This is a genomic window from Aeromonas sp. S2(2024), from assembly GCF_041402505.1.
Taxonomy (GTDB): Bacteria; Pseudomonadota; Gammaproteobacteria; order Enterobacterales; family Aeromonadaceae; genus Aeromonas; species Aeromonas media.
Map to the genome: position 1 here is coordinate 160138 of NZ_JBGLRL010000009.1, position 22750 is coordinate 182887.

The 22750-nt window shown below is 58.4% G+C and carries 20 protein-coding genes, 1 tRNA gene and 1 pseudogene; 20 read left to right on the top strand and 2 right to left on the bottom strand.

What is annotated here, in order from left to right; genetic code table 11:
• The first annotated feature begins 31 nt into the window (after positions 1 to 31).
• On the top strand, positions 32 to 1039 hold the full coding sequence (locus ACB039_RS11810) for an FAD-binding oxidoreductase (RefSeq protein WP_371165735.1): 1008 nt from the start codon (positions 32 to 34) through the stop codon (positions 1037 to 1039).
• A gap of 85 nt (positions 1040 to 1124) precedes the next feature.
• Positions 1125 to 2138, top strand: a complete 1014-nt coding sequence (gene galE / locus ACB039_RS11815; protein WP_182786134.1) for a UDP-glucose 4-epimerase GalE — start codon at positions 1125 to 1127, stop codon at positions 2136 to 2138.
• Positions 2139 to 2210: 72 nt separating this feature from the next.
• Here the strand turns inward: galE and ACB039_RS11820 are convergent, their stop codons facing one another.
• Positions 2211 to 2960 (bottom strand): DsbA family protein, encoded by a 750-nt coding sequence (locus tag ACB039_RS11820; RefSeq protein WP_270823327.1) that lies wholly within the window; start codon positions 2958 to 2960, stop codon positions 2211 to 2213.
• A gap of 198 nt (positions 2961 to 3158) precedes the next feature.
• Between ACB039_RS11820 and ACB039_RS11825 the strand changes: the two genes are divergently transcribed.
• The 11 genes from ACB039_RS11825 (at position 3159) to ACB039_RS11875 (ending at position 11757) form a co-directional block, all read left to right on the top strand.
• A tRNA-Ser gene (locus tag ACB039_RS11825) sits at positions 3159 to 3246 on the top strand.
• Positions 3247 to 3584: 338 nt separating this feature from the next.
• The gene (locus tag ACB039_RS11830) at positions 3585 to 3953 is read left to right on the top strand and encodes a helix-turn-helix transcriptional regulator (RefSeq protein ID WP_005332532.1); all 369 of its coding nucleotides are present in this window, start codon (positions 3585 to 3587) and stop codon (positions 3951 to 3953) included.
• A 75-nt stretch (positions 3954 to 4028) separates the two neighbouring features.
• A complete protein-coding gene (locus ACB039_RS11835) occupies positions 4029 to 4526 on the top strand; it encodes a protein phosphatase (RefSeq protein WP_232534743.1) in 498 nt (165 codons plus the stop codon).
• A gap of 10 nt (positions 4527 to 4536) precedes the next feature.
• Positions 4537 to 5553, top strand: a complete 1017-nt coding sequence (locus ACB039_RS11840; RefSeq protein ID WP_371165736.1) for an ArsJ-associated glyceraldehyde-3-phosphate dehydrogenase — start codon at positions 4537 to 4539, stop codon at positions 5551 to 5553.
• 7 nt (positions 5554 to 5560) lie between these two features.
• Positions 5561 to 6802, top strand: a complete 1242-nt coding sequence (arsJ, locus tag ACB039_RS11845; protein ID WP_371165737.1) for an organoarsenical effux MFS transporter ArsJ — start codon at positions 5561 to 5563, stop codon at positions 6800 to 6802.
• Complete coding sequence (gene arsB / locus ACB039_RS11850) at positions 6802 to 7878, top strand: ACR3 family arsenite efflux transporter (protein WP_182786126.1); 1077 nt, start codon at positions 6802 to 6804, stop codon at positions 7876 to 7878. Before arsJ ends, arsB begins: the two co-directional genes overlap by 1 nt.
• Entirely contained in the window at positions 7875 to 8306 is a 432-nt protein-coding gene (gene arsC / locus ACB039_RS11855; protein WP_371165738.1) for a glutaredoxin-dependent arsenate reductase, read from the top strand. The genes arsB and arsC overlap by 4 nt, the downstream gene beginning before the upstream one ends.
• Entirely contained in the window at positions 8303 to 8851 is a 549-nt protein-coding gene (locus ACB039_RS11860; RefSeq protein WP_371165739.1) for a sigma-70 family RNA polymerase sigma factor, read from the top strand. The genes arsC and ACB039_RS11860 overlap by 4 nt, the downstream gene beginning before the upstream one ends.
• 113 nt (positions 8852 to 8964) lie before the next feature.
• The gene (locus ACB039_RS11865; protein WP_371165740.1) at positions 8965 to 10401 is read left to right on the top strand and encodes a glutathione synthase; all 1437 of its coding nucleotides are present in this window, start codon (positions 8965 to 8967) and stop codon (positions 10399 to 10401) included.
• Positions 10402 to 10466: 65 nt separating this feature from the next.
• Positions 10467 to 11510, top strand: a complete 1044-nt coding sequence (locus ACB039_RS11870) for a permease (RefSeq protein WP_371165741.1) — start codon at positions 10467 to 10469, stop codon at positions 11508 to 11510.
• 13 nt (positions 11511 to 11523) lie between these two features.
• Positions 11524 to 11757, top strand: a complete 234-nt coding sequence (locus tag ACB039_RS11875) for a thioredoxin family protein (protein WP_005332560.1) — start codon at positions 11524 to 11526, stop codon at positions 11755 to 11757.
• Between the two features lie 550 nt (positions 11758 to 12307).
• Here ACB039_RS11875 and ACB039_RS11880 read toward each other — a convergent pair.
• Positions 12308 to 13798 (bottom strand): SulP family inorganic anion transporter, encoded by a 1491-nt coding sequence (locus tag ACB039_RS11880; RefSeq protein WP_371165742.1) that lies wholly within the window; start codon positions 13796 to 13798, stop codon positions 12308 to 12310.
• Between the two features lie 561 nt (positions 13799 to 14359).
• On the opposite strand from ACB039_RS11880, the gene ACB039_RS11885 reads away from it, so the two are divergent.
• From ACB039_RS11885 to ACB039_RS11915, 7 genes and pseudogenes are all read left to right on the top strand, one after another.
• Complete coding sequence (locus ACB039_RS11885; RefSeq protein ID WP_161507468.1) at positions 14360 to 15127, top strand: LuxR family transcriptional regulator; 768 nt, start codon at positions 14360 to 14362, stop codon at positions 15125 to 15127.
• A 231-nt stretch (positions 15128 to 15358) separates the two neighbouring features.
• Positions 15359 to 15877: a type VI secretion system effector Hcp1 gene (hcp1, locus tag ACB039_RS11890; RefSeq protein WP_042653482.1), complete on the top strand. Its 519-nt coding sequence runs from the start codon at positions 15359 to 15361 to the stop codon at positions 15875 to 15877.
• Positions 15878 to 16344: 467 nt separating this feature from the next.
• Positions 16345 to 18351 (top strand): annotated as a pseudogene (locus ACB039_RS11895) (type VI secretion system tip protein VgrG); the annotation flags it as partial.
• A gap of 99 nt (positions 18352 to 18450) precedes the next feature.
• Complete coding sequence (locus ACB039_RS11900; RefSeq protein ID WP_232534784.1) at positions 18451 to 19128, top strand: ADP-ribosyltransferase; 678 nt, start codon at positions 18451 to 18453, stop codon at positions 19126 to 19128.
• Positions 19125 to 19925, top strand: a complete 801-nt coding sequence (locus ACB039_RS11905; RefSeq protein ID WP_161507466.1) for a DUF4123 domain-containing protein — start codon at positions 19125 to 19127, stop codon at positions 19923 to 19925. The genes ACB039_RS11900 and ACB039_RS11905 overlap by 4 nt, the downstream gene beginning before the upstream one ends.
• On the top strand, positions 19925 to 21880 hold the full coding sequence (locus ACB039_RS11910) for a DUF2235 domain-containing protein (RefSeq protein ID WP_182310435.1): 1956 nt from the start codon (positions 19925 to 19927) through the stop codon (positions 21878 to 21880). Before ACB039_RS11905 ends, ACB039_RS11910 begins: the two co-directional genes overlap by 1 nt.
• Positions 21880 to 22578, top strand: coding sequence for a DUF2931 family protein (locus tag ACB039_RS11915; protein ID WP_161507465.1), 699 nt, complete (start codon positions 21880 to 21882; stop codon positions 22576 to 22578). The genes ACB039_RS11910 and ACB039_RS11915 overlap by 1 nt, the downstream gene beginning before the upstream one ends.
• The last annotated feature ends 172 nt before the right edge of the window (positions 22579 to 22750 follow it).

A 22750-nucleotide genomic window follows, 5' to 3' on the forward strand; every position in this document is an offset into this window, starting at 1 on the left:
AAAGATGTCTTTCAAAAAGAGGAGCCTTGCGATGATCTCCACCTCTCTCACCTTGCGCTGCATTGGCCGTCGTGCGGACACTCACGACGTGACAAGTTGGCAGTTTGTCGCCACAGAGGGCACTCTGCCTGCCGTGCTGGCCGGCCAGTGTGTGACCCTGCACACCGAGATTGACGGCAAACCCCAGTGCCGCGCTTATACCCTCTCCTCCAGCCCGCAGGATCCTTTCTGGCAGGTCACCATCAAGGACGTGGGGCTGGTCTCCCATCATCTGCATCAAACCTTGCAACTGGGGGACGAGATCCGGGTTGACGGCCCCTTCGGCGACTTCAACCTGGCGGTACTCCCCTGCGAGCGGCCGCTGCTGCTCAGCGCTGGCTCCGGCATCACCCCTATGTGGGCCATGCTGCGGGACGAGCTGGCCAAACGGCCAGACGCAGATATCCGCTTCATCCACAGCGCCCGTTCGCCGGAGGATGTGATCTTCGCAGACGACCTGACCGTACTGGCCGAGGCCCATGCGGGCGTGCGCCATGCGCTGGTATTGGAGCAGGCGCCGGCGGCTTATCCCTGGGTTGGCCGGCTCACACCGGACATGCTGAGGGAATTGGCACCAGATCTGCTCGCGCGCCACGTCTATCTGTGCGGCCCGGCCCCTTACATGGCGGCGGTCTGCACCATGCTGGCGGAGCTGGGGCTGCCGGCGGAGCAATTGCATCAGGAGTCGTTCGGCCTGCCTGCTGGAACATCGAGCACGGCGCCAGTTGCGGCCGGCAGCGACCACTTCTGGCTGACCCTCAAAAAGAGCGGCAAGAAGGTGAAGATACTGCCGGGCCAGACCCTGCTGGCTGCGCTGGAGGGAGCCGGCGAAACCATGGTGGCCGCCTGCCGCGCCGGTGTGTGCGGGGCCTGCCGCTGCACCACGGAAGGGGAGATCGAGCGTCAGAGCGTGATGACGCTGAGTGCGCAGGATCTGGAGCGCGGCGTCGCGCTGGCCTGCTCCTGCACCATCAGAGGGGATGTCAGCGTCGATTACTGAGGGGCGTCATTGGTATCCCGAGCTTTTCCCGAGCGGGTCGTGCGGGTAGACTCTGACCCAGTTTCAGCAAAGCACGGGATAAAAAATGACAATTCTGGTCACGGGCGGTGCCGGCTATATCGGCTCCCACACCTTGGTTGAGCTGCTGGGTACTGGGCTGCAGGTGGTAGTACTGGACAACCTCTCCAACTCTTCCCCCGAATCTCTCAAGCGGGTCGAGCGGATCACAGGCAAGCCGGTCACCTTCGTCAAGGGGGACATTCTGGACAGGGCATGCCTGCAGCGGCTGTTTGCCGAGTACAGGATCGAATCCGTGATCCACTTCGCCGGTCTCAAGGCGGTCGGGGAGTCCGCCCAGATCCCGCTCACCTACTACCAGAACAACGTGACCGGTACCCTGGTGCTGTGCGAGGAGATGGCAAAAGCCGGCGTGTTCCGCCTGGTGTTCAGCTCCTCGGCGACCGTATATGGCGATCCCGCTTCGGTGCCCTTGCGGGAAGATTTCCCCACCGGTGCCACCAACCCCTATGGTCGCTCCAAGCTGATGGTGGAAGAGATTCTGCGGGATCTTGCCAAGTCCGATCCCCGCTGGGCCATCGTGTTGTTGCGCTACTTCAACCCGGTCGGTGCCCACGAGAGTGGCCTCATTGGCGAAGATCCCAACGGCATTCCCAACAACCTGCTGCCCTACATCAGCCAGGTCGGTGTCGGCAAGCTCAAGGAACTGGGGGTGTTTGGCAACGACTACCCGACGCCGGACGGCACCGGCGTGCGCGACTACATCCACGTGGTGGATCTCGCCATCGGTCACCTCAAGGCGCTGGCACGCATCGAGGGCGACACCGGGGTCTTTACCTACAACCTGGGCACCGGTCAGGGCTACTCGGTACTGGAGATGGTCAAGGCATTCGAAGCCGCCAGCGGCCGCCCCATTCCCTACCAGATCAAGCCCCGTCGCCCAGGCGACATCGCCGAGTGCTGGGCCGAACCCACCCTGGCCCGGGACGAGCTGGGCTGGCAGGCCGAGCGGGGCCTGGAGCAGATGATGGTCGACACCTGGCGCTGGCAAAGCCATAACCCGAACGGCTATCAGGCCTGAGGGTGTGAAGCCTGAATAGCAAAACGCCCCGGCATCGCATGCCGGGGCGTTTTTTTGTGGGCGAAGAGCGGGTTACTGAATGCTCTTGCCAGCCCGCACATCCTTGACGATGGCCTTCAGGCTCGCCAGATCCCGTGGCGCACCGCGCAGGATCTGGTCGCCGATGATGAACCCCGGGGTCCCCGAGATGCTCATGGCCTCGGCCAGGGCACGGTTGGTACCAAGGTTCTGATCGATGCTGCCATCCTTGATCTTGGCCTCGACGTTGCTCCAGTCCACCCCGGCGGACTTGGCGATGGCTTGCACCTGGGCCTCGTCGGCCAGCGACCCTTGATGGGCGTACAGCTTGTCGTGGAAGGCCTGGAACTTGTCGGGCTGGCCGAGCTGCACCGCCAACGCCGCGCGGGCGGCGTAGTAGGAAGTCTCGCTCAGGATGGGGAACTGCTTGTAGATGTAGCGGATGTCCTTGTCTTCATCGAGCAACTGTTGGACGAGGGGATGAGCACGCTTGCAGTAGCCGCAGTTGTAGTCGAAGAACTCGACCACGGTCAGGCTGCCCTTGGGGTTGCCACTCTCGGGATCCTTGTTGGCGAAGAGCTGCTTGGCATGGGCCTCGATCAGCGTCTTGTCATTCTCGGCCTGCTGGCTCTCCTGTTTGGCGCGCAGGGCATTGGACATCTCGACCAATATTTCCGGATTCTTGACCAGATAGTCGCGCACGATCTGCTCGACATCGCTCTTGGTCAGCTCGCTCGCCTGCACAGGCGCCGCAAGCAGGGTCGCGCCGGTCAGGGCGGCGAACAGGGCATGTGTGATTTTCATAAGTCCATCTTGCTGGGAATACCGTAGTGGTCACTATAGTGGGTGAGTCTGTTTTCAAGTCAAGCCATCCGGTGGAAAAAGCACGGTTGGGGTGGCGTTTGCGGGGTTTGTTGGCCATTTAGCCCAATAAATCGGCAAACGAACAGGGTGGGGATTTACAAGGGGGATCGTCATGGGTAATATGCGTCGCACTGCTGCGGAGGGGTGGCAGAGCGGCTGAATGCACCGGTCTTGAAAACCGGCGATGGGCGACCATCCGTGGGTTCAAATCCCACCTCCTCCGCCATCTATACGGCCCATCTCATTGATTGAGGTGGGCTTTTTTGTATCTGTGGATTTTAATTCATTCCATTCCATTCCATTCCATTCCATTCCATCCCCCACGCCATTCCGCATTGACCCCGAGCTACCGTATCGCAGAGTTTCAAATGGAGCCTTAAAAGTCGCGCACTCCTGTGCCTTTCTCAATACGAGGGGCTGGATGAGAGCATCGCGTTTTTCCGCGAAGAGTGCTGCGTGAATGACAAGAGGGATTGAAGGGATTGGCTGCGAGCCGTAGCCATGTTGATCATTTCAATGTTTCTTGTATAGTTGAAGTCATGAAATGCATTAAGGGGAAGTTCCATGAACAAAGAGATCGCCACCAAGGTATTCGAGTCCCTCGCATCAGGCATTCGTCTCGATGTATGGCGTCTGCTGGTCAAGGCCGGACTGGAAGGGCAGGTGGCCGGCCAGCTGGCCAGCGAGCTCGACATTGCCCCGAACACACTCTCGTTTCACCTCAAGGCCATGCTGCATGCGGGCTTGCTCTCGGTGGAGCAGGAGGGACGCTTTTTGCGCTATCGTGCCAACATTCCCCTGATGCTGAGCCTTATCGGCTACCTCACCGAGGAGTGCTGTGCAGGTCATCCGGAGGCTTGCGGTCTGGTGGATGGTCGTCCCCAGACCGTCAGTGGTCAGCCTCGCTCGTCCTGCTGCGACGAGACCTACTGACACCTGCCCGGTATCGCCGAGAGGCGAGTCCCGCTTTCACCCTCATCCTGACGAGACATGGAGCTGCTGTTTATCATGCATCCCTTTGACATCCTGAACCTGGATAATGGCGCCCGCCTTATCTTCACCCCCTGTCCTGGCACCAGGGAGGCTTCCTTGCAGGACTCCCTCAAGACCCTGCAAGCCGCCGGAGCGGATGCCGTGATCACCCTGATGCCGGGAGCCGAGCTGACGCGGTTCAAGGCCGATGCCTTGCCCGCCGAGTGCGAGGCCTTGGGGCTGGCCTGGTTCCAGCTGCCGGTGGAGGACGATTGCGCCCCCGAAACACCGTTTGCCGAAGCCTTTGCCAACCACAAGGCGGATCTGCTGGCGCGCCTGGCGGCGGGTCAGACCCTGGCCATTCATTGTCGTGGCGGCTCGGGGCGTACCGGGCTGATGGCGGCCATCTTGCTGCTGGAGTCGGGCTATGCCCCCACACAGGTCAAGTCGCTGGTGCAAGGGCTGCGCCCCAAGGCGCTGACATTGGCAGCGCACCTCAATTACCTCAACAACCACCATGCATTCGCCGGTTAAGGAAAACAGCGTGACCATCAAAGTGGGTATCAATGGCTTTGGCCGCATGGGCCGTCTCTCGTTTCGCGCCGCCTTCGACTGGGCGGATGTGGAGTTTGTGCGCATCAATGACCCGGCTGGGGATGCCGCCTCCCTAGCACACCTCATCACCTTCGATTCCGTCCATGGCCGCTGGCATCATGAAGCCGGTAGCGATGGGGACCAGATGGTGATCGGCAATCATCGCATCCCCTGCACTCGCAACAAGGAGATCGGTCAGACTGACTGGTCTGGTTGTGATGTGGTGATCGAGGCCTCCGGCAAGATGAAAACCAAGGCGCTGCTCGATGCTTATCTGGCGCAAGGGGTGAAGCGGGTCGTGGTCACGGCACCGGTCAAGGAGGAAGGGGTGCTCAATGTGGTGATGGGGATCAACCACCATCTTTATGACAAGGCGCAGCACCCCATAGTGACAGCTGCCTCCTGTACCACCAACTGCCTGGCGCCCGTGGTGAAGGTGATCCACGAGCAGCTCGGCATCAAGCACGGCTCCATGACCACCATTCATGACATCACCAACACCCAGACCATTCTGGATGCGCCCCATGCTGATCTGCGCCGCGCCCGCGCCTGCGGCCTGAGCCTGATCCCCACCACTACGGGCTCTGCCACCGCCATCACCCACATCTTCCCCGAGCTCAAGGGCAAGCTGAATGGCCATGCGGTGCGGGTGCCGCTCGCCAACGCCTCCCTCACCGACTGCGTGTTCGAGGTAAACCGCCCCACCACCGAAGTCGAGGTCAATGGCTTGCTCAAGGCCGCGGCCGAGAATGAGCTCAAGGGGATCATGGGATATGAAGAGCGCCCCCTGGTGTCGGTGGATTACAAGACGGATCCGCGCTCCTGCACCATAGATGCACTCTCCACCATGGTGGTGGGCGGCACCCAGGTGAAGATCTACGCCTGGTATGACAACGAGTGGGGCTATGCCAACCGCACCGCCGAGCTGATGCGCATGGTCGGTCAAATGGACAAGGTGCAAGGATAACCCGGCTATGGCACTGACCCGCCTCTCCCCAGAGATCCGCCAGTATCTGCTGGTGACCGGCAACTACTGGGCCTTTACCCTGACCGATGGCGCCCTGCGCATGCTGGTGGTGCTCTACTTCCACGGGCTGGGTTACAGCCCTCTGGCCATCGCCTCCCTGTTCCTCTTCTACGAGATCTTCGGGGTGGTGACCAATCTGGTGGGGGGCTGGCTCGGGGCTCGTCTCGGGCTCAACCGCACCATGAACATAGGCTTGGCCCTCCAGGTGCTGGCGCTCGGCATGTTGCTGGCACCGTCGCTCTGGCTGACGGTGCCCTGGGTGATGGGTGCCCAGGCGCTCTCCGGGATTGCCAAGGATCTCAACAAGATGAGCGCCAAGAGCGCCATCAAGTTGCTGGTGCCGGGGGAGGCGCAGGGTCAGCTCTACCAGTGGGTAGCACTGCTGACCGGTTCGAAGAATGCCCTGAAAGGGATGGGCTTCTTCCTCGGTGGCGCCCTGCTGACCCTGATCGGGTTTCAGGGGGCCGTGCTGGTCATGGCACTGGCGTTGGCACTGGTCTGGTGCATCAGCATGCTGACCCTGAAACGGGATCTGGGCAAGGCCAAGAACAAGCCCAAGTTCAGGGAGATCTTCTCCAAGAGCCGGGCCATCAATTACCTCTCCGCCGCCCGTCTGTTCCTGTTCGGTGCCCGCGATGTCTGGTTTGTGGTGGCGCTGCCTGTCTACCTCGCCTCCAGCCTTGGCTGGGATAATGGCTATGTGGGGAGCTTCCTTGCGCTTTGGATCATCGCCTACGGCGTGGTGCAGACCCAGGCGCCGCGTTTTACCGGCAAACGCGAGGGGCGGGTGCCTGATGGCAAGGTGGCCATGGGCTGGGCGCTGGTATTGGCCTTGACCCCGGCCCTGATTGCCCTGGCGCTCCATTTCGATCTGCATCCAGCCATCAGCCTGGTGGGCGGTTTGATGGTGTTCGGTGCCCTGTTTGCCATCAATTCTTCCCTGCACAGCTACCTCATCGTCAGTTATGCCGGCTCTGACGGGGTGTCGCTCGATGTGGGCTTCTATTACATGGCCAATGCCCTGGGCCGCCTGCTCGGCACCCTGCTCTCCGGACTGGTGTTCCAGCTCCATGGTCTCGAGGCCTGCCTCTGGCTCTCCACCCTCTTCATTCTGTTGGCGGCGCTGATCTCCCTCGGTCTACCCCGCCATCAGCCGCCCGTTTCATCCCACTCTCATGGAGTCTCTTGATGAGTACAACCGCCTGTTCTGACCTGCCCGTCAGCAAAAAAATGAGTTTTCTCGATCGCAACCTCACCCTCTGGATCTTCGTTGCCATGGGCATCGGGGTGGGTATTGGCTATCTGTTCCCCCAGGTGGCGCAGTGGAATGAGGCGATGTCGGTTGGCACCACCAACGTGCCGCTCGCCATCGGCCTCATCCTGATGATGTATCCGCCGCTCGCCAAGGTGAATTACGCCACCATGGGCACCATGACTCGCGACCGCCGAGCCATCACCCTCTCCCTGGTGATGAACTGGTTGGTTGGCCCCATATTGATGTTCGTGATTGCCCTGGTGTTTTTGCATGATCAACCGGGTTACATGGTGGGTCTCATCCTGATCGGCCTGGCGCGCTGCATCGCCATGGTGCTGGTGTGGAACGATCTCGGCGGTGGCAGCAAGGAGTACGGTGCGGGCCTAGTGGCCCTCAACAGCGCGTTTCAGATCCTCACCTACAGCTTCCTGGCCTGGCTGTTCATTACCGTGCTGCCGCCGCTGTTCGGCCTGCAGGGCTTCGCAGTGGACATCACCATGCTGGATATCGCGCAGAGCGTGTTGATTTATCTCGGCATTCCCTTCCTGGCAGGCTTTTTGAGCCGTCACTATCTGGTCAAGGCAAAAGGGGAAAAGTGGTACACAGAGCGCTTCATTCCGGCCATCTCCCCCATCACGCTGATCGCCCTGCTGGCCACCATAGTGCTGATGTTCAGCCTCAAGGGGGAGATGATCGTCGAGCTGCCCATGGATGTGCTGCGGGTCGCCGTGCCCCTGGTGGTCTATTTCGTGCTCATGTTCTTCACCAGCTTCCTGGTGGGCAAGAAGCTGGGTATTCCCTATGACAAGAACGCCTCCATCGCCTTTACCGCGACCGGCAACAACTTCGAGCTGGCCATCGCGGTCTCCATCGCCGTGTTCGGGCTGAGTTCGGATCAGGCCTTCGCCGGCGTCATCGGCCCACTGGTTGAAGTGCCCGTGCTGATCGGTCTGGTCAACGTGGCCCTGCGCATGAAGCGCCACTATGGCAAAGCGGAGGCGCAGGCATGAGTGACACCTCTATCACCATCTACCACAACCCGGCGTGTGGCACCTCTCGCAACACGCTGGCGCTGATTCGCAACTCGGGCGTTGAGCCGGCCATTATCCACTATCTGGAGACACCTCCGAGCCGCGAGACCCTGGTTGCCCTGATTGCCGCCATGGGCATGCCGGTGCGGGACCTGCTGCGCAAGAATGTGCCGCCTTTTGAAGAGTTAGGACTGACCGAAGAGAGGTTCAGCGATGATGAGTTGATCGACGCCATGCTGGCGCATCCCATCCTGATCAACCGGCCCATCGTGGTGACGCCGCTTGGCACCAAGCTTTGCCGCCCATCAGAAGTGGTGCTGGACATCCTGCCGAGCCTTCAGCAAGGGGCCTTCAGCAAGGAGGATGGGGAGCAGGTGGTGGATGCACAAGGAAAACGCATCAAGTGACCCAACCGACCGGTGCGCCACCTTGCCTGATGACGGCATGGCAACAGCATGAACATGAGCTCTATGGGTGGCTGCTCAAGCAATCTGGCAGCCCGATGGATGCCGATGATCTGCTGCAAGAGACCTTCTTGCGGGCAATCCGCCAGCAGAGCAAGTTCTGCGCCATCGAGAATGCCAGGGCCTGGCTGTTTGAAGTCGCCAGACATCTGGTGATCGATAACAGCCGCAGGCAGCGCACCTGGTTGCCACTGCACGACGATTTGGCGATGGCGCAAGGTGAGCTCGATGCGGTGGATTCGCTTGCTTCCTGTCTGCCGAGGGTGCTGGAGAGAATGGCGCAGAGTGACAGGGAGATCCTGAGACACTGCGATCTGGAGGGGATGAAGCAGGCGGACTTTGCTGTCAGGCATGGTTTGACCCAGGCTGCCACCAAGTCCCGTTTGCTGCGGGCCAGGGAACGCTTGCGTCAGCAGCTCTCTCTGGACTGTCAGGTCAGGCTGGATGAGACCGGTCGAATCTGTTGCTTCACTCCGGTGGTGAAGTGAATCCCCCAGAACCTCCAGACACGCTGTTGCTGATGGAGATAGGCCGGTCGCCATGGGATATGCGTGCTGCAACCCGGTTTTGAGGGTAGTGAGTCAACAATCAGGAACATATGATGAGTTCTCTTGATATCCAGAAAGTCAGAGATGATGCGATAGAGTGGGCATTTACTCACGGCGTGGCCTTCAAGGAGTCGCTGTATTCTGCCGTGCATACCCCGTTTACCCTGACGCCGACACCGATCAGCCGGGGAGACTACCAGCATTTGAAAGGCGTGGCGCAGACCTTGAGCAAGCTGATCTATGCCGTCTCTGAGGATCATGGTTTTTTATACGACGCCATTCATCCCATCGCGGCGGGAGATCCCTTCTTCTCAGCCCTGCTTAGCATGCATCAACACATACATTCATCACCCGGCAGCGCGCCCAGGCTGCCCTTGCTCATCATGCGCAGCGATTTTATGGACGATAGGCGCAATGGCCACCAGCTGGTCGAGTTCAATGGCATCGCCGCTGGCATGGGACCATTTGGCCAGCGGATCCATGAGCTGCACCGCTATCTACGACGGCAATGGCCTGCCAGCTCTATCCAGGAGTCGCATCAGACAGTGGGTGAGCTTGTCTGCAATCACGCCATTGAAGGGTTGTCAGCAGGCATTGCCGAAGCCACGTTCAAGATTAAGCGCGAGTTTGGCGACCCCGGCCCGGCCAGGTTTCTGATGATTGTGCAGGAACATGAAAACAATGTGTTTGATCAACATCTGCTTGAGCTTGCTCTCCAGCAGAGAGGGATAGAGACACAGCGCAGAACCTTTCGCGAACTGCATAATCAACTGAGCACGGGCGCCAACGACAGGCTGATCCTCAATGGGATCGGTCCACTCGATACCGTCTACCTGCGTGCCGGATACCAGTATTCTGATTATGAGGCTGCCGACCTCAACGAGCAGAGATGTTGCCAGGCGTTGATGGCGACCCGTGTGTTGATTGAACGACACAGAGTCGCCGTCAATGCCACTGTCGCTCAGCAGTTGGCGACCAGCAAGCGAGTACAAATGCTGCTGTCCTGCCTGGAAGAAGATGGATTGGTCGCATTTGGCTTGACCCCGCAAGAGGCCGACACCGTGAGAGGTGTTCTGGGTGAGATGCATCCTGTGACCCCTGAGAGCGCATGCTTTATCAAAGCGGCGCCCTCCGATAGCTGGGTACTTAAAAACCAGGGAGAAGGGGGTGGGCATTGTCTGTTTGGGGCGGACATTCAGGTAAAACTGGCAACACTGGATCCCCGGCAATATCAGGCCTGGTCGTTGATGCGCCGTTTGCATCCTGTCCCCAGAGCGATGTCAGCCTGGGTAGTGCGCAAAGGGGAGCTGCATCGGGTGACGGATTTGATCAGCGAACTGGGGATGTTCACCGTACAGATCGATGGCAATCCAGCCTGTGCGGAGCAGAGCTTTGCTGGATATCTGATCCGTAGCAAATCGGCCGAATCGACAGAAGGAGGCGTTCATAGCGGGCAAGGTGTCCTTGACTCGCTGGTATTCAGTGATTGAGGGAGGGGGGCGCAAACCATGAGATCGCGGCGCTAGCAAGAAAAATATAAGCATCCTTTGGTGACATGCAACGTCTTCTGGATATCACCGATGTTGATGGAGCCATTATGTTTCAGATTTTCACCGACCTCGCCAGTTGGCTGGTCTATCAGCAGCTTGGCCTGAGCCCGCAAACCAGACTGGGGGATGCACTGCATTTCTTCGTGGAGGACGTGAGCAAGATCTTTGCGCTGCTGCTGGTCATGATCTACATCGTGGCCATGCTGCGGGCCTCCCTGAATGTCGAACGGGTGAGGGACTATCTGGCGGGCAAGCACAGGGGGTTGGGTTATTTACTGGGCTCCGGCTTTGGTGCCATTACCCCCTTCTGCTCCTGTTCGAGTATCCCGGTGTTCCTGGGCTTTACCTCGGCCGGTATCCCGCTCGGGATCACCATGGCCTTCCTCATTACCTCACCGCTTATCAACGAAGTGGCCGTCCTGTTGCTGGTCAGCCTGCTTGGCTGGAAGTTCACCCTGATTTACGTGGTGGTCGGCATGGCGGTTGGCATGTTGGGAGGTGCCTTTCTGGACAAGATCAAGGCCGAGCGCTGGCTGGCCGATTTTGCCGCAGAGGCTCTCAAGCAGGGGCGGCATGACCACAATAAGGTGACCCAGCCAGATACGATGGTGCCGCCCCTATCGCTGTTGGAGCGTCATGCCTTCGCCAAGGCAGAAACCCTCACCATCTTCAAGCGTGTCTGGCTCTGGGTCATTGTCGGGGTGGGGCTCGGCGCCGCACTCCATGGCTTTGTTCCTGAGGGCTGGATTGCCTCACACCTTGGTGCAGGCCAATGGTGGTCAGTGCCTGCGGCGGTTTTAATCGGCATCCCCCTCTACTCCAATGCCACCGGGGTGATCCCGGTGATGGAGAGTCTGATCGTGAGCGGCCTGCCCATCGGTACGACACTGGCGTTTTGCATGAGCACGGTGGCTGCCAGTTTTCCCGAGTTTATTTTGCTTAAACAAGTGATGAAGTGGCAGTTGCTGGGCACCCTGCTGCTGGTGCTGCTGGTTTCCTTCACGCTGGTTGGGTGGGTTTTGAATGTCGTGTCGCCGTTAATGTCTTGATGAGGAGTGTGAGATGAAACAGGTCAAAGTGCTGGGCATGGGTTGTGCCAACTGCAAGAACACGGTGCAACTCATTCAGCAGGTCGTGGATGAGCTAGGGATCTCTATCCAGCTTGAGAAGGTGGAGTCATTGCCCGAGATCATGAAGTACAAGGTGATGTCGACGCCGGCAGTCGTCATCGATGACAAGGTGGTCCACGCCGGAGGGATCCCGTCCAGAGAGGCGGTGCTAAGCTGGTTCGGATGAATACAGGGGCGGGTTGACCCGCCCCCGGTTGCCTATCTCAGCAAGAGCACCGCGGTATTGGTGGTTTTCAGTATCCCCGTGGTGCTGCTGCCCACGATAAATTGTCTGCTACCTGAATGGTCATAAGCCCCATCACGATAAGATTGTTCCCTACCTCGATGGCATGCCGGCTGAGCACGGCGGCGACGTCTCCTGGCGCAACCGGGTATCGACCTCGAACGCTGCACTCTTCAGCACCTGGCTGACCTGCGCTAGCTGGTGTTCATGCTCATCACTCTGCGTACCGCCCATCGCCAGATCTCGCAGCAACCCCTTGAGCCGCGGACTGCTCGCCTTGGGCGTTCTTGAACAGGTGCTCGCGGTTGCCAAGACCTGTGCTGGGGGAGAGAGCGGCTGGTCCCTCAAACGCATTTTTCTCCACTGTTTGCCGCAGGGGGATGGGCAACTCCGTGTTGGCAGAGGCTCATGTGACGGCATCGGACACCGCCGTTATGACGGGGAGCCATCAATACAGGCAACAATGTTTGTCAGGATGGATTCGTTTTCGTGATCAGTGGCCAGCCAGCAGTTTTTCCACTTTCTCCGGTTTGTCGTGCACCCCGAAGCGATCGACTATGGTGGCACTGGCCTCGTTCAGGCCGAGGATCTCCACCTCAGTCCCCTCGCGGCGGAACTTGGTGACCACCTTGTCCAGCGCAGTGACGGCGGTGATGTCCCAGAAATGGGCATGGGTGAGATCGATCACCACCTTCTCCACTACCTCCTTGAAGTCGAAGCCGGCAAAGAATTGCTCGGCACTGGCGAAGAATACCTGGCCCCGAACCTGATAGGTGCGCACCGCGCCGTTGCGCTCGCTGTCGCTCTTGACCAGCATGAAGCGGGCAACCTTGTTGGCGAAGAACAGGGAGGCGAGCAGTACCCCGACAAAGACCCCGAGCGCCAGATTATGGGTAGCGACCACCATGGCGACGGTGGCCACCATCACGATGCTGGTGGAAATAGGGTGGGTCTTCAGGTTGCGCACTGACTCCCAGGAGAACGTTCCGATAGAGACCATGATCATCACGGCCACCAGAGCCGCCATGGGGATCTGGCGGATCCACTCATCCATGAAGACCACCATCAGTATGAGCAGGGTGCCCGCCACAAAGGTGGAGAGGCGACCGCGGCCGCCGGATTTGATGTTGATGATGGACTGGCCAATCATGGCGCACCCCGCCATGCCGCCCATCAGGCCCGCGCCTATGTTGGCGAACCCCTGGCCCTTGCACTCGCGGTTGCGATCACTTGGGGTGTCGGTCAGATCATCGACGATGGCCGCCGTCATCATGGATTCGAGCAGGCCCACCACGGCCAGACCCGCAGAGTAGGGGAAGATGGTGGCCAGGGTTTCCAGATTGAGAGGCACCTCGGGCCACAGGAAGATGGGCAGGGTATCGGGCAGCTCCCCCATATCGCCCACGGTACGAATATCGATGTCCATGGTGATGGCTACCGCCGTCAGGATGACGATGCACAGCAGCGGGGAGGGTACCAGCTTGCCCACCACGGGGATTAGCGGGAACAGATAGATGATGCCAAGGCCTGCTGCGGTCATGGCATAGACCTGCCAGGTGACGTTGGTGAGTTCCGGCAACTGGGCCATGAAGATCAGGATGGCCAGTGCATTGACGAAGCCGGTGACCACGGAGCGGGAGACGAACCGCATCAGGCTGCCGAGCCTGAGGTAACCCGCCGCTATCTGGAAGAGGCCGGTGAGCAGGGTCGCCGCCAGCAAATATTGCAGGCCATGCTCCTTGACCAGGGTCACCATCAGGAGCGCCATGGCGCCGGTCGCGGCGGAGATCATGCCGGGGCGCCCCCCGACGAAAGCGATGACCACGGCGATGCAGAAGGAGGCATAGAGGCCGACCTTGGGGTCGACTCCGGCGATGATGGAGAAGGCGATGGCCTCCGGGATCAGCGCCAGGGCGACGACGATACCCGACAGCAGATCGCCCCGTATGTTGGAGAACCACTCTTGTCTTGCACGTTCCAGCATGGGGATTTTCTCGCGCGTTGAGGATCCATGACCACTCGTTGCCATAGATCTGGGGTCAGGTGGCATTCTGGCAGGATCGCATTGTTGTATTGGTATGTGAGGGGTGAACAAAAAGGCTCCGGTTGGGGCAACCGGAATCAGGCGGCGCAGAGGGTGAGTCAGGGCGGCGTGACGGTCACGCCAGAGCGTAAAACAGGCATAGGGAGCGCATGTTAACAGCCTGGGTGGCGGCATGAAAGCCCGGGGCTTTATTCGGGAGGTTCAGGCACGCTGGTGATCACGATCGCTTTTTTAAGCGAGAAATGCTTGTTTTAAGTGCAATCGTCATATGTTCACTATGTAATGCATTGTATTTAATTAGTTAAATTCTACCTTTGTTTCATTGGTAGCATGTTTCTCTATTGGCGATCCCTGTTCTAAAGGGGCCTGCCATTCAGCCGCCTCATCCGGATGGCTCAAACATCAGGCCTCTGTGTTGTTTCCACTTGTTGGCATGTTATTCAGCCCCTATTGGGGTTGATGTCGAACAATATCGTCACCGTTTATAAGCAACCTGATTACATGAATACAACCTACGCATTAGACCTCCTCTCCCGGTTTGAGCAGGCCAGCGATGAACGCACCATAGTGGCGTTGTTGCGCCAGCTGTCGGTACAGGCAGGCTTTGACTATTTCCGGCTGGCTCTGCTGTTTCCAAGTTCCATACAGCGCCCGGATGTCATCATTTTCAACGGTTGCCCCCAAGACTGGGTCGATGCCTATACCCAGGCAAATTTCTTTGCCATTGATCCTGTCGTGCAGCGTGCCATGGTGCAGAGCACTCCTATCCTGTGGGCGGAGATCATGGCGCAGGGGACATGTGATGAGCAGAGTCTGACAGTCATGACGCTGGCACAGGAGGCAGGGTTGCGTGACGGCATCACCTTCCCCTGGCATGGCGCCAACGGGCATGTGGGTCTGCTCTCCCTGATCACTCGTGAACCCCGCACCGAGCAGGAGTGGTTGGCGGTTGTACCCTCACTGACCTGGCTCTCCATGCATATCTTCGAGGCTGTGGTACGGATCTGTCTGGTGGGGTCGTCACCTCACGATGCCCTGAGCCTGCGTGAACTGGAAGTATGCCGTTGGGCTGCGGAGGGCAAGCAGGTGAGCGATATTGCCCAGATCCTGGGGATCACCCCCCGTACGGTGACATTTCATCTGAACAATGTGGTGAGCAAGCTGGGGGCGAGCAGCAAGTGCCAGGCCATCTCTTGGGCACTCAAGCAGGGAGTCGTCCGCTTGAATGTGGAGCTGGCATCCGTTGCCAATGTGGATGAACAGCAGTGATCTCGTCCGCATGGCGCAATGTGTTGCTCAAAAAACGGAATATTGAACTAGTCAGGCAATGATTGGTGGATGAAAACGTTGAAAATCACAAGTTGTTGCGTCGTACATGCTGCGGCATTGTCGTGATGAGATGTTAACTGATTGAAATTGCTCAATTAAAAAGAATGGCATGGTCACTGCTAATGGTTTCGGTCGAGTGTCATTACCGTTCAACCCATCAGGAGCAAACTCATGCCAACTCCATGTTATATCAGCATCGAAGGTAAAACCCAGGGCAACATCACCGCTGGTGCCTTCACCTCCGACTCCGTCGGCAACATCTTCGTGCAGGGTCACGAAGACGAGATGCTGGTCCAAGAGTTCCAACACGTTGTCACAGTACCGACCGATCCGCAATCCGGTCAGCCTGCCGGTCAGCGCGTCCACAAGCCGTTCAAGTTCACCGTCGCTCTGAACAAGGCCGTACCGCTGATGTACAACTCCCTGGCCTCTGGCGAAATGCTGCCGAAAGTGACCCTGAAGTGGTATCGCACCTCCGTTGAGGGCAAACAGGAGCACTTCTTCTCCACAGTGCTGACTGACTCCACCATAGTCGACATCGACTGCCAGATGCCCCACTGCCAGGATCCGGCGAAGTCTGACTTCACCCAGCTGATCCAGGTCTCTCTGGCCTACCGCAAGATCGACTGGGAACACACAGTAGCCGGCACCTCTGGCGCCGATGACTGGCGTGCCCCCATCGAGGCGTAAGCCTCGAGTCTCAATCAACGTTATTCCTTGGTAGTGCCCCCCAGGGTTCTGGCGTCGTCAGTGTCAGCGGTCGCCAGACCCGTGCAAGCTTTCTCCGACCCGTTCAACCGGATGTGGTCGGAGCTTTTGTGTTTTGCCATATGGCCGCAAGGTGGCCTTATGGCAAAACACAACAGAGGCCAGCCGTGATGTGTCCCACCATTGGGTTGCTCGGTGGCATCGGCACCGACCACGAGGGTTTTCATCCCTCCCTGATAGTTGCCGCCAGTCCGGATCTATTCCTGGATGGCAAGCCAGTGGCCTGGCCGGGGGATTCGCTGGCCTCCACGACAATCCCCCGTCCGTGCAGCCTCTCGGGAGGAGGTATTGGTCCTGGGTTTTTTGATACCGGGTTGCCAGTCGGGGATCCGTCATCGGCGGTGTGGTGATAGTTGCAAGCAGCGGACAGGCAGGATAAGGAGTCACTGATGGCAGACAGCACAGGATTACAATTTACCGTCAAGGTGGGGACGCTGCCCGAGAGCACCTTGGTGGTGGCCGAGTTTGCGCTGGACGAGGGGTTGAACCGACCGTTCAATCTGCGCCTGGAGCTGGCAAGCAGCCAGCCCGACATCGACTTTGGCGCTGTGCTGGACCAGCCGTGCGAGCTGCTGGTGTGGTACAACGGCGAGCTGCAGCGCCGGGTGTGTGGGGTGGTGAGCGACTTTGCGCAGGGTGACAGCGGTTTTCGCCGTACCCGCTACCAGCTGTTGGTACAGCCTGCCCTGTGGCGGCTGTCACTTCGCCAGAACTCCCGCATCTTCCAGGCGCAGAAGCCTGACGAAATTCTCTCCATCTTGTTGCAAGAGCATGGCATCACCGACTACGCCTTTGCGCTCAAGAACGAGCACGTCCAGCGGGAATACTGCGTCCAGTACCGGGAAACCGACCTCGATTTCGTCAACCGATTGGCCGCAGAAGAAGGCTTGTTCTACTTCCACGAATTCGAGCAAGGCAAGCATCGTATCGTGTTTGCCGATGACGCGGCGGCGCTGACCGCCGGCCCCGAGCTCTTCTTCAATCTGGGTAACCGCTCTCTTGAGCAGGGCCCCTATGTGCGGCAGTTCCACTACCACGAGGCGGTGCGGCCAAGCGATGTCGAACTCAAAGACTACAGCTTCAAGACGCCGGCCTATGGTCTCTCCCACAAGAAGGTGGGGGCAGAGCTTGCGCACCAGCGCGACACCTACCAGCACTTCGACTACCCGGGCCGCTACAAGCTGGACCCGAGCGGCAAGGCCTTTGCCCAGCACCGACTCGATGCCCTGCGCAATGACGCCGTGACCGGCAGTGGCAAGTCCAACTGCGCGGCCCTGCTGCCGGGCCAGACGTTTTCACTCACCGAACACCCCAATGGCAGCCTCAACACCGACTGGCAAATCGTCCATATCCGTCACACCGGTGAACAACCCCAGGCCTTGGAAGAAGAAGGCGGCAGCGGCCCCACCGTCTATCACAACGAATTCGGGGTGGTGAAAGCGAGCACCACCTGGCGGGCGCGCATCGGCAGCCCACAAGCCCCCCACAAGCCGATGGTGGATGGCCCGCAAATCGCCATGGTGGTGGGGCCCGAAGGGGAGGAGATTTACTGTGACGAACATGGCAGGGTGAAGCTGCAATTCCCGTGGGACCGCTACGGCTCGAGCAACGACCAGAGTTCCTGCTGGGTGCGAGTCTCGCAAGGCTGGGCGGGCGGCCAATACGGCATGATGGCCATCCCACGCATCGGTCACGAGGTCATCGTGAGCTTTCTGGAAGGGGACCCGGACCAGCCCATCGTCACGGGTCGCACCTTCCACGCCACCAACCGCCCGCCGTACGAGTTGCCAGCCAACAAGACCCGCACCGTGCTGCGCACCGAAACCCATCAGGGTGAGGGCTTCAACGAGCTGCGTTTCGAAGACCAGGCTGGCAAGGAAGAGATCTACATCCACGGTCAGAAGGACCTTAACGTACTCATCGAAAATGATGCGGCCTGGCATATCAAGCATGACCAGCACGCCGATATCGACAACGAGCGAGTCACCCGTATCAAGGCCAATGACCACCTGACGGTGGAAGGCGAGAAGCGCGACCAGATCAAGGGGGACTACTCGCTCAGCGTGGATGCCAGCCTGCACCAGAAGCTGGGCCAGTCCCTGCTGGTTGATGCAGGTAGCGAGGTGCACCACAAGGCGGGTATGAAAATCGTGATGGAGGCGGGGGCCGAGCTGACGCTCAAAGTGGGCGGCAGCTTTGTGAAGCTGGATGCCGGCGGAGTCACGCTTTCCGGCGGCTCCATCAAGATGAACTCAGGTGGCAGCCCGGGGTCAGGCTCTGGTTGGGGGGGCAAGGCCCCCATTCTGCCAGGCAATGTTGAGGTACCAGCACCACCACCGGCAACTTTGCCAGTCCCGGCCATTCACAAGAGCATGGAGTCCATGGCACCGCTGGCCAAGTTTTGTCCGCTCGCGCCACCACCCGTCCCACCCCAGTTTGCCGGGGGGCCACCAGTGCCACCACCCGCGCCACCCCAGCTTGCCGGAGGGCCATCGATGCTACCGCCACCACCACCTGTTGCGGCCAAAGGGGAGGGCAAAAAGCCGGCAAGGAAGTGGGCGACGGTAGAGATATCCAAAGCGGATGAAGCGCTCAGATACTATTCGGCGCAGGGGTATACGCTGCTCAATAACTATTTGCGTGATCGCCCCTACAAGCAGCGAGAGGCCATCGATACCCTGCTTAGTCGCAGCTATTTGAATGATGAGCCGACATCCGCGAGTGAGTTTGACCAGGCAATGAAGGCCTATGTTGCCGATGTGGAGGCTGGTCTGGCGAAATTGCCGGCCTCACCCGGTTTGTCTTTCGTCTACCGGGGGTTGGCGCTGGACAAGCCGGAGCTTGCAGCCCTGAAAGAGCAGTTCACAGGGGTGGGCAATATCGTTGTTGAGCCAGGATTCATGAGTACCTCACCGGAAAAGGCCTGGGTCAACGATACCTTGTTGAGGATCCGCCTGCCTGCCGGTCATGGTGGCCGTCTGCTGGGAGACGCTGCTCACTTCAAGGGGGAAGCTGAGATGCTGTTTCCGACGCAGACCAGGCTAAGGGTCGATCGAGTGGTTTCTTCCATGAGCGGTGATTTCGATACCTTGCTCAATACAATTCCAACCTCTGACAATGCATCGGATAACCGCAGCAGGATCAAGCGACTGATCGAGGTATCCGTATTATGACGTTATCTGATTGGCTCGCTGGCGAGCAAGCGGGTGAGACGTATGCCGTCATCGATGGAGCCCAGGCAGAGTCAGCCGTAGCGGATTTCTATACCTATGATGGAGAGAATGCCAATCCACTTTTTGCTGGTACCGCTTTCGATGAACTGTCTGCGTTGGGGCCCTGGTTGCTGCCTGCCCCTTCCACTGAGTTCATGATGGCCAATCCCGCCCTGAGCGGCTTCTACCTGATCAGCGACCAATCAGTGGAGCTGATCCGCCGCCATTGGCAGAGCCTGATAGAAGCGATACGCGATGGAGAGGCGGTCTGGTTTCGTTTCTCTGACCCACGCATTTTCTTGCCCATGCTCAGCGCCATGACCCCTGATGAACGCGATAGTGTGCTGGGGCCCTGTTCCGGGCTCTGGATCCATGGCAAGGCCTTCTCTCGCACGCCTCATGCCCGGTTCCAACCCGCATTGCAAACCCCCTGGTTTCATATCCGGTCTCATCATCTGGTTGGACTCTACGACGAGAACCGTCATGCCTACATCTTGCGGCGGCGGTTATGGCAGACCATGACGGCTATGATGGAGCGCCATCCTGACCCGGCCGGGACCATTTTAACCACCCTCAAACAGGCCAATCAGGATGGGCTGCAAGAGGATGTGCGCGATGGTGTGGTGGCTGGCGCCTTGGCCTTGCAGGCCAATCTGGCTCTTGAAGAGATACGGGGACCATTGATGCTGACTGACGATGAGCTGGTTCAGGTAGCCAACTGGCTGAACAAACATCACGAATTGACAGGAGTATCCTGATGGCGGCAGATCCCCACTGTATCCCTTGCGAACGTTATGATAACTGGATAGAGGTAGACATTCGCGATGAGCACAATTGCTCGTTCAAGGGGCTCAAGGTCACTTTGACAGACGAAACCGGCAAGTCAGAGATGGTCACCCTGAAAGATGGGCCCACCTTGGTGCGAGGTTTTGCAGTTGGCCCGGTGACAGTAAAAATCGAGACGCCAGCCTGGCTCAAGGCGGCGCAATCCCGTGAGGCCCTCAAGGAGGGTGAGACCACACAGGTATCCGCCTATACAGACAAGTTACTCGGGCACTGCGACGTCAAACGAGAGCATATCAAGGTGACCAGCGGCGACCTTTGCCTCACTGATCCCGAACAGCCACTACCGAAAGGACATCAGGCAGGACAGGCTCAGCCTCCTCGCTTTTTCACCAAGCACTCCTATGTGATTGAGGTGAAGGGCTATCAGCTCATCACCCTACGTATCGGTGTATTTTTCGATGGCACCGCCAATAACACCTTCAAGCACAGGGAAGGGAAAAGTGCATTGGAGACAGCCTTGGCGCAATGCAGCCCAGAAGAGCAACAGGTATTGCTGGAGCAGTGTTTTGAAGGGGTGTTGCCTGATGGCTTGAATAACAGTGAGAAGAACGACATCACCAATATTGGCAAGGCCAGTGACCTATATCTACGTAATGACAAAGCTCCGGAGTTAAGTGCCGCGGTGTACATCGAAGGCATAGGCACGGCCAAAGGTGAGGATGATGCCACCGCAGGCTTAGGGGCAGATAAGGGCCAGACCTCCAGTGCCTCCCGTGTCGAACAGGCTTGTCGTACCCAGATTGTTGCAGAAATAAAAGAACAACTTGAGAGCATACTGCCCACCATTGAGTGCATTCATAAGGTCGAGTTCGATGTCTTTGGCTTTAGCCGGGGCGCCTCTGCTGCTCGCCAGTTTGTAAACCGTATCGACCAAAAGGGGGACCACCCACTAGTGGAAGCCATGGCTGCTGACCCTGATATTCCCTTGAAAGCAGGTTTTGACTGGGCCTGCCGCGATGATGTGCGGATCCAGTTTGTCGGGCTGTTTGATACCGTGGTCAGCTCCTATCTGTGGGGTAAACGTAATGTGACACTGGCCCCTGACTGCGCCGAGCGGGTGGTGCATATCGTGGCAGCTGACGAATGGCGCTATCACTTCGATCTAACGCGCATCACCGACGATGCCGCAGGCACCGCGATTGAGGACGGTTTTACCGAGGTCATTATTCCCGGCGCTCACTCCGATATTGGTGGAGGCTATTACAGCCGCTGGAGCCTGCGTGATCCGAACGCGGTATCCCCGTTAGTAACAGAAAACTGTGTGATCGCAACCTTCAATTCCGATGCGATGCCACATGTCCATCCAACGGATACCCAAGCATATCGGGATGCCAGTGCCTATGCCAAAATGCGGGCTGGACAAGGCTGGGGGAAGGGTGTCGTGTCTCTGGCTAGTCATAGTGATGTCACTCAGCTTGGCTATCTGAATGTGCGCCCCAGGCCACTGGGCCCGATCACGGGCAGTCAAACTGGAGGTCATAGAAACATCTGCGTCGATGTGGTACTGCATCGGGTGGTGGAGGGGGAGTATTCACGTATACCGCTGCACATGATGGTGGAAGCAGCGCGGGATGCTGGAGTGCCTTTTAACAAGTGGGTATCACAAGGTGACAATGCCTACCGTTTGGATAGCGCACTTTTGTATCCCACTGTGCACTTGGCCAAACTCGATGAGCTATGGGTTGATGTGGCCAAACGGCGCGGAGAGGTGATCAACTTGGCTCGCAGCTTACCTGACGAGGTGTACCAAAAGTTGCGGCTGAGTTATTTGCACTACAGCGCTGATACAGGGCTGGTCAACACACCCAACAGGGTTGGTGACAAAGAGATCCGTAAGCTGACGGGCAATGAAAAGGGAGGTTATTAATGCGTTGGATTCTATTATTGCTGCTGTTGCCGTTAGTCGCAGCCTGCCAAGCAGCCCCCTCAGGCCCCAAACAACTGGACTGGCGCCATATGGTGGGCACCAATGCTGATGAATTATGGGTGACTGAGGTGCTCTTTTATCGTCAAGGCAAGTTGGTGGATGCCTCAACCAATGGGGCTCTACGCTCAGTTAGCGCCAACTCGTTAAAAGAGAAAGATTACCGCTGGAGCATAGGCAAGGGCCGCCGTGATATTCACCCCGCCCCCGATCGGGTAGAAGTGGAGTGGATTTCATTCCATGACAAAAAGCGTTATCGCATTAGCCTAGCGTTGCCAGCAGAGCTGGAAAGCATGATTGCGCAGCCTTATCGCATCAAGGTAAAAGACGAATGGCGTGAAGTACGCCGCGATAATATTGGCTTAGGCATGGCCACCGGCGGCTATGTGGAAGCATTTTTAACCAATGCCAAAGTGAAGCCTGATATCCTGCTGGCTAGGGGGATTGCTAAGGAAATTCAAACCTCGCAAGACAAGGAAAATCCTGTCACCAAAGTATATAAAGAGTGGTTTGACGATTTTGATAAAGCATACGGTGATGCCTATCAACAGTATCCTACCCCCAGTGGTATGGACTGGGCACCTATCATGGATGCCTATCGTACCGCCCAACCCAAGACGGATACCGACCCAGTAAGGTAATACTATGGAGCTTGAAAGTGTCGGTTAAGGGTACCAAACCAACATCATCAGATATCCTCCCTGTAGTGGTCAACTAAATCCGGACACTTGGTTAGGCCGATCCTCGGCTTTTGCTGGCGCGATCCCGTCATTGTGTTGATGTGGACGCCGCCAGTTGTAGTAATCCATCAGG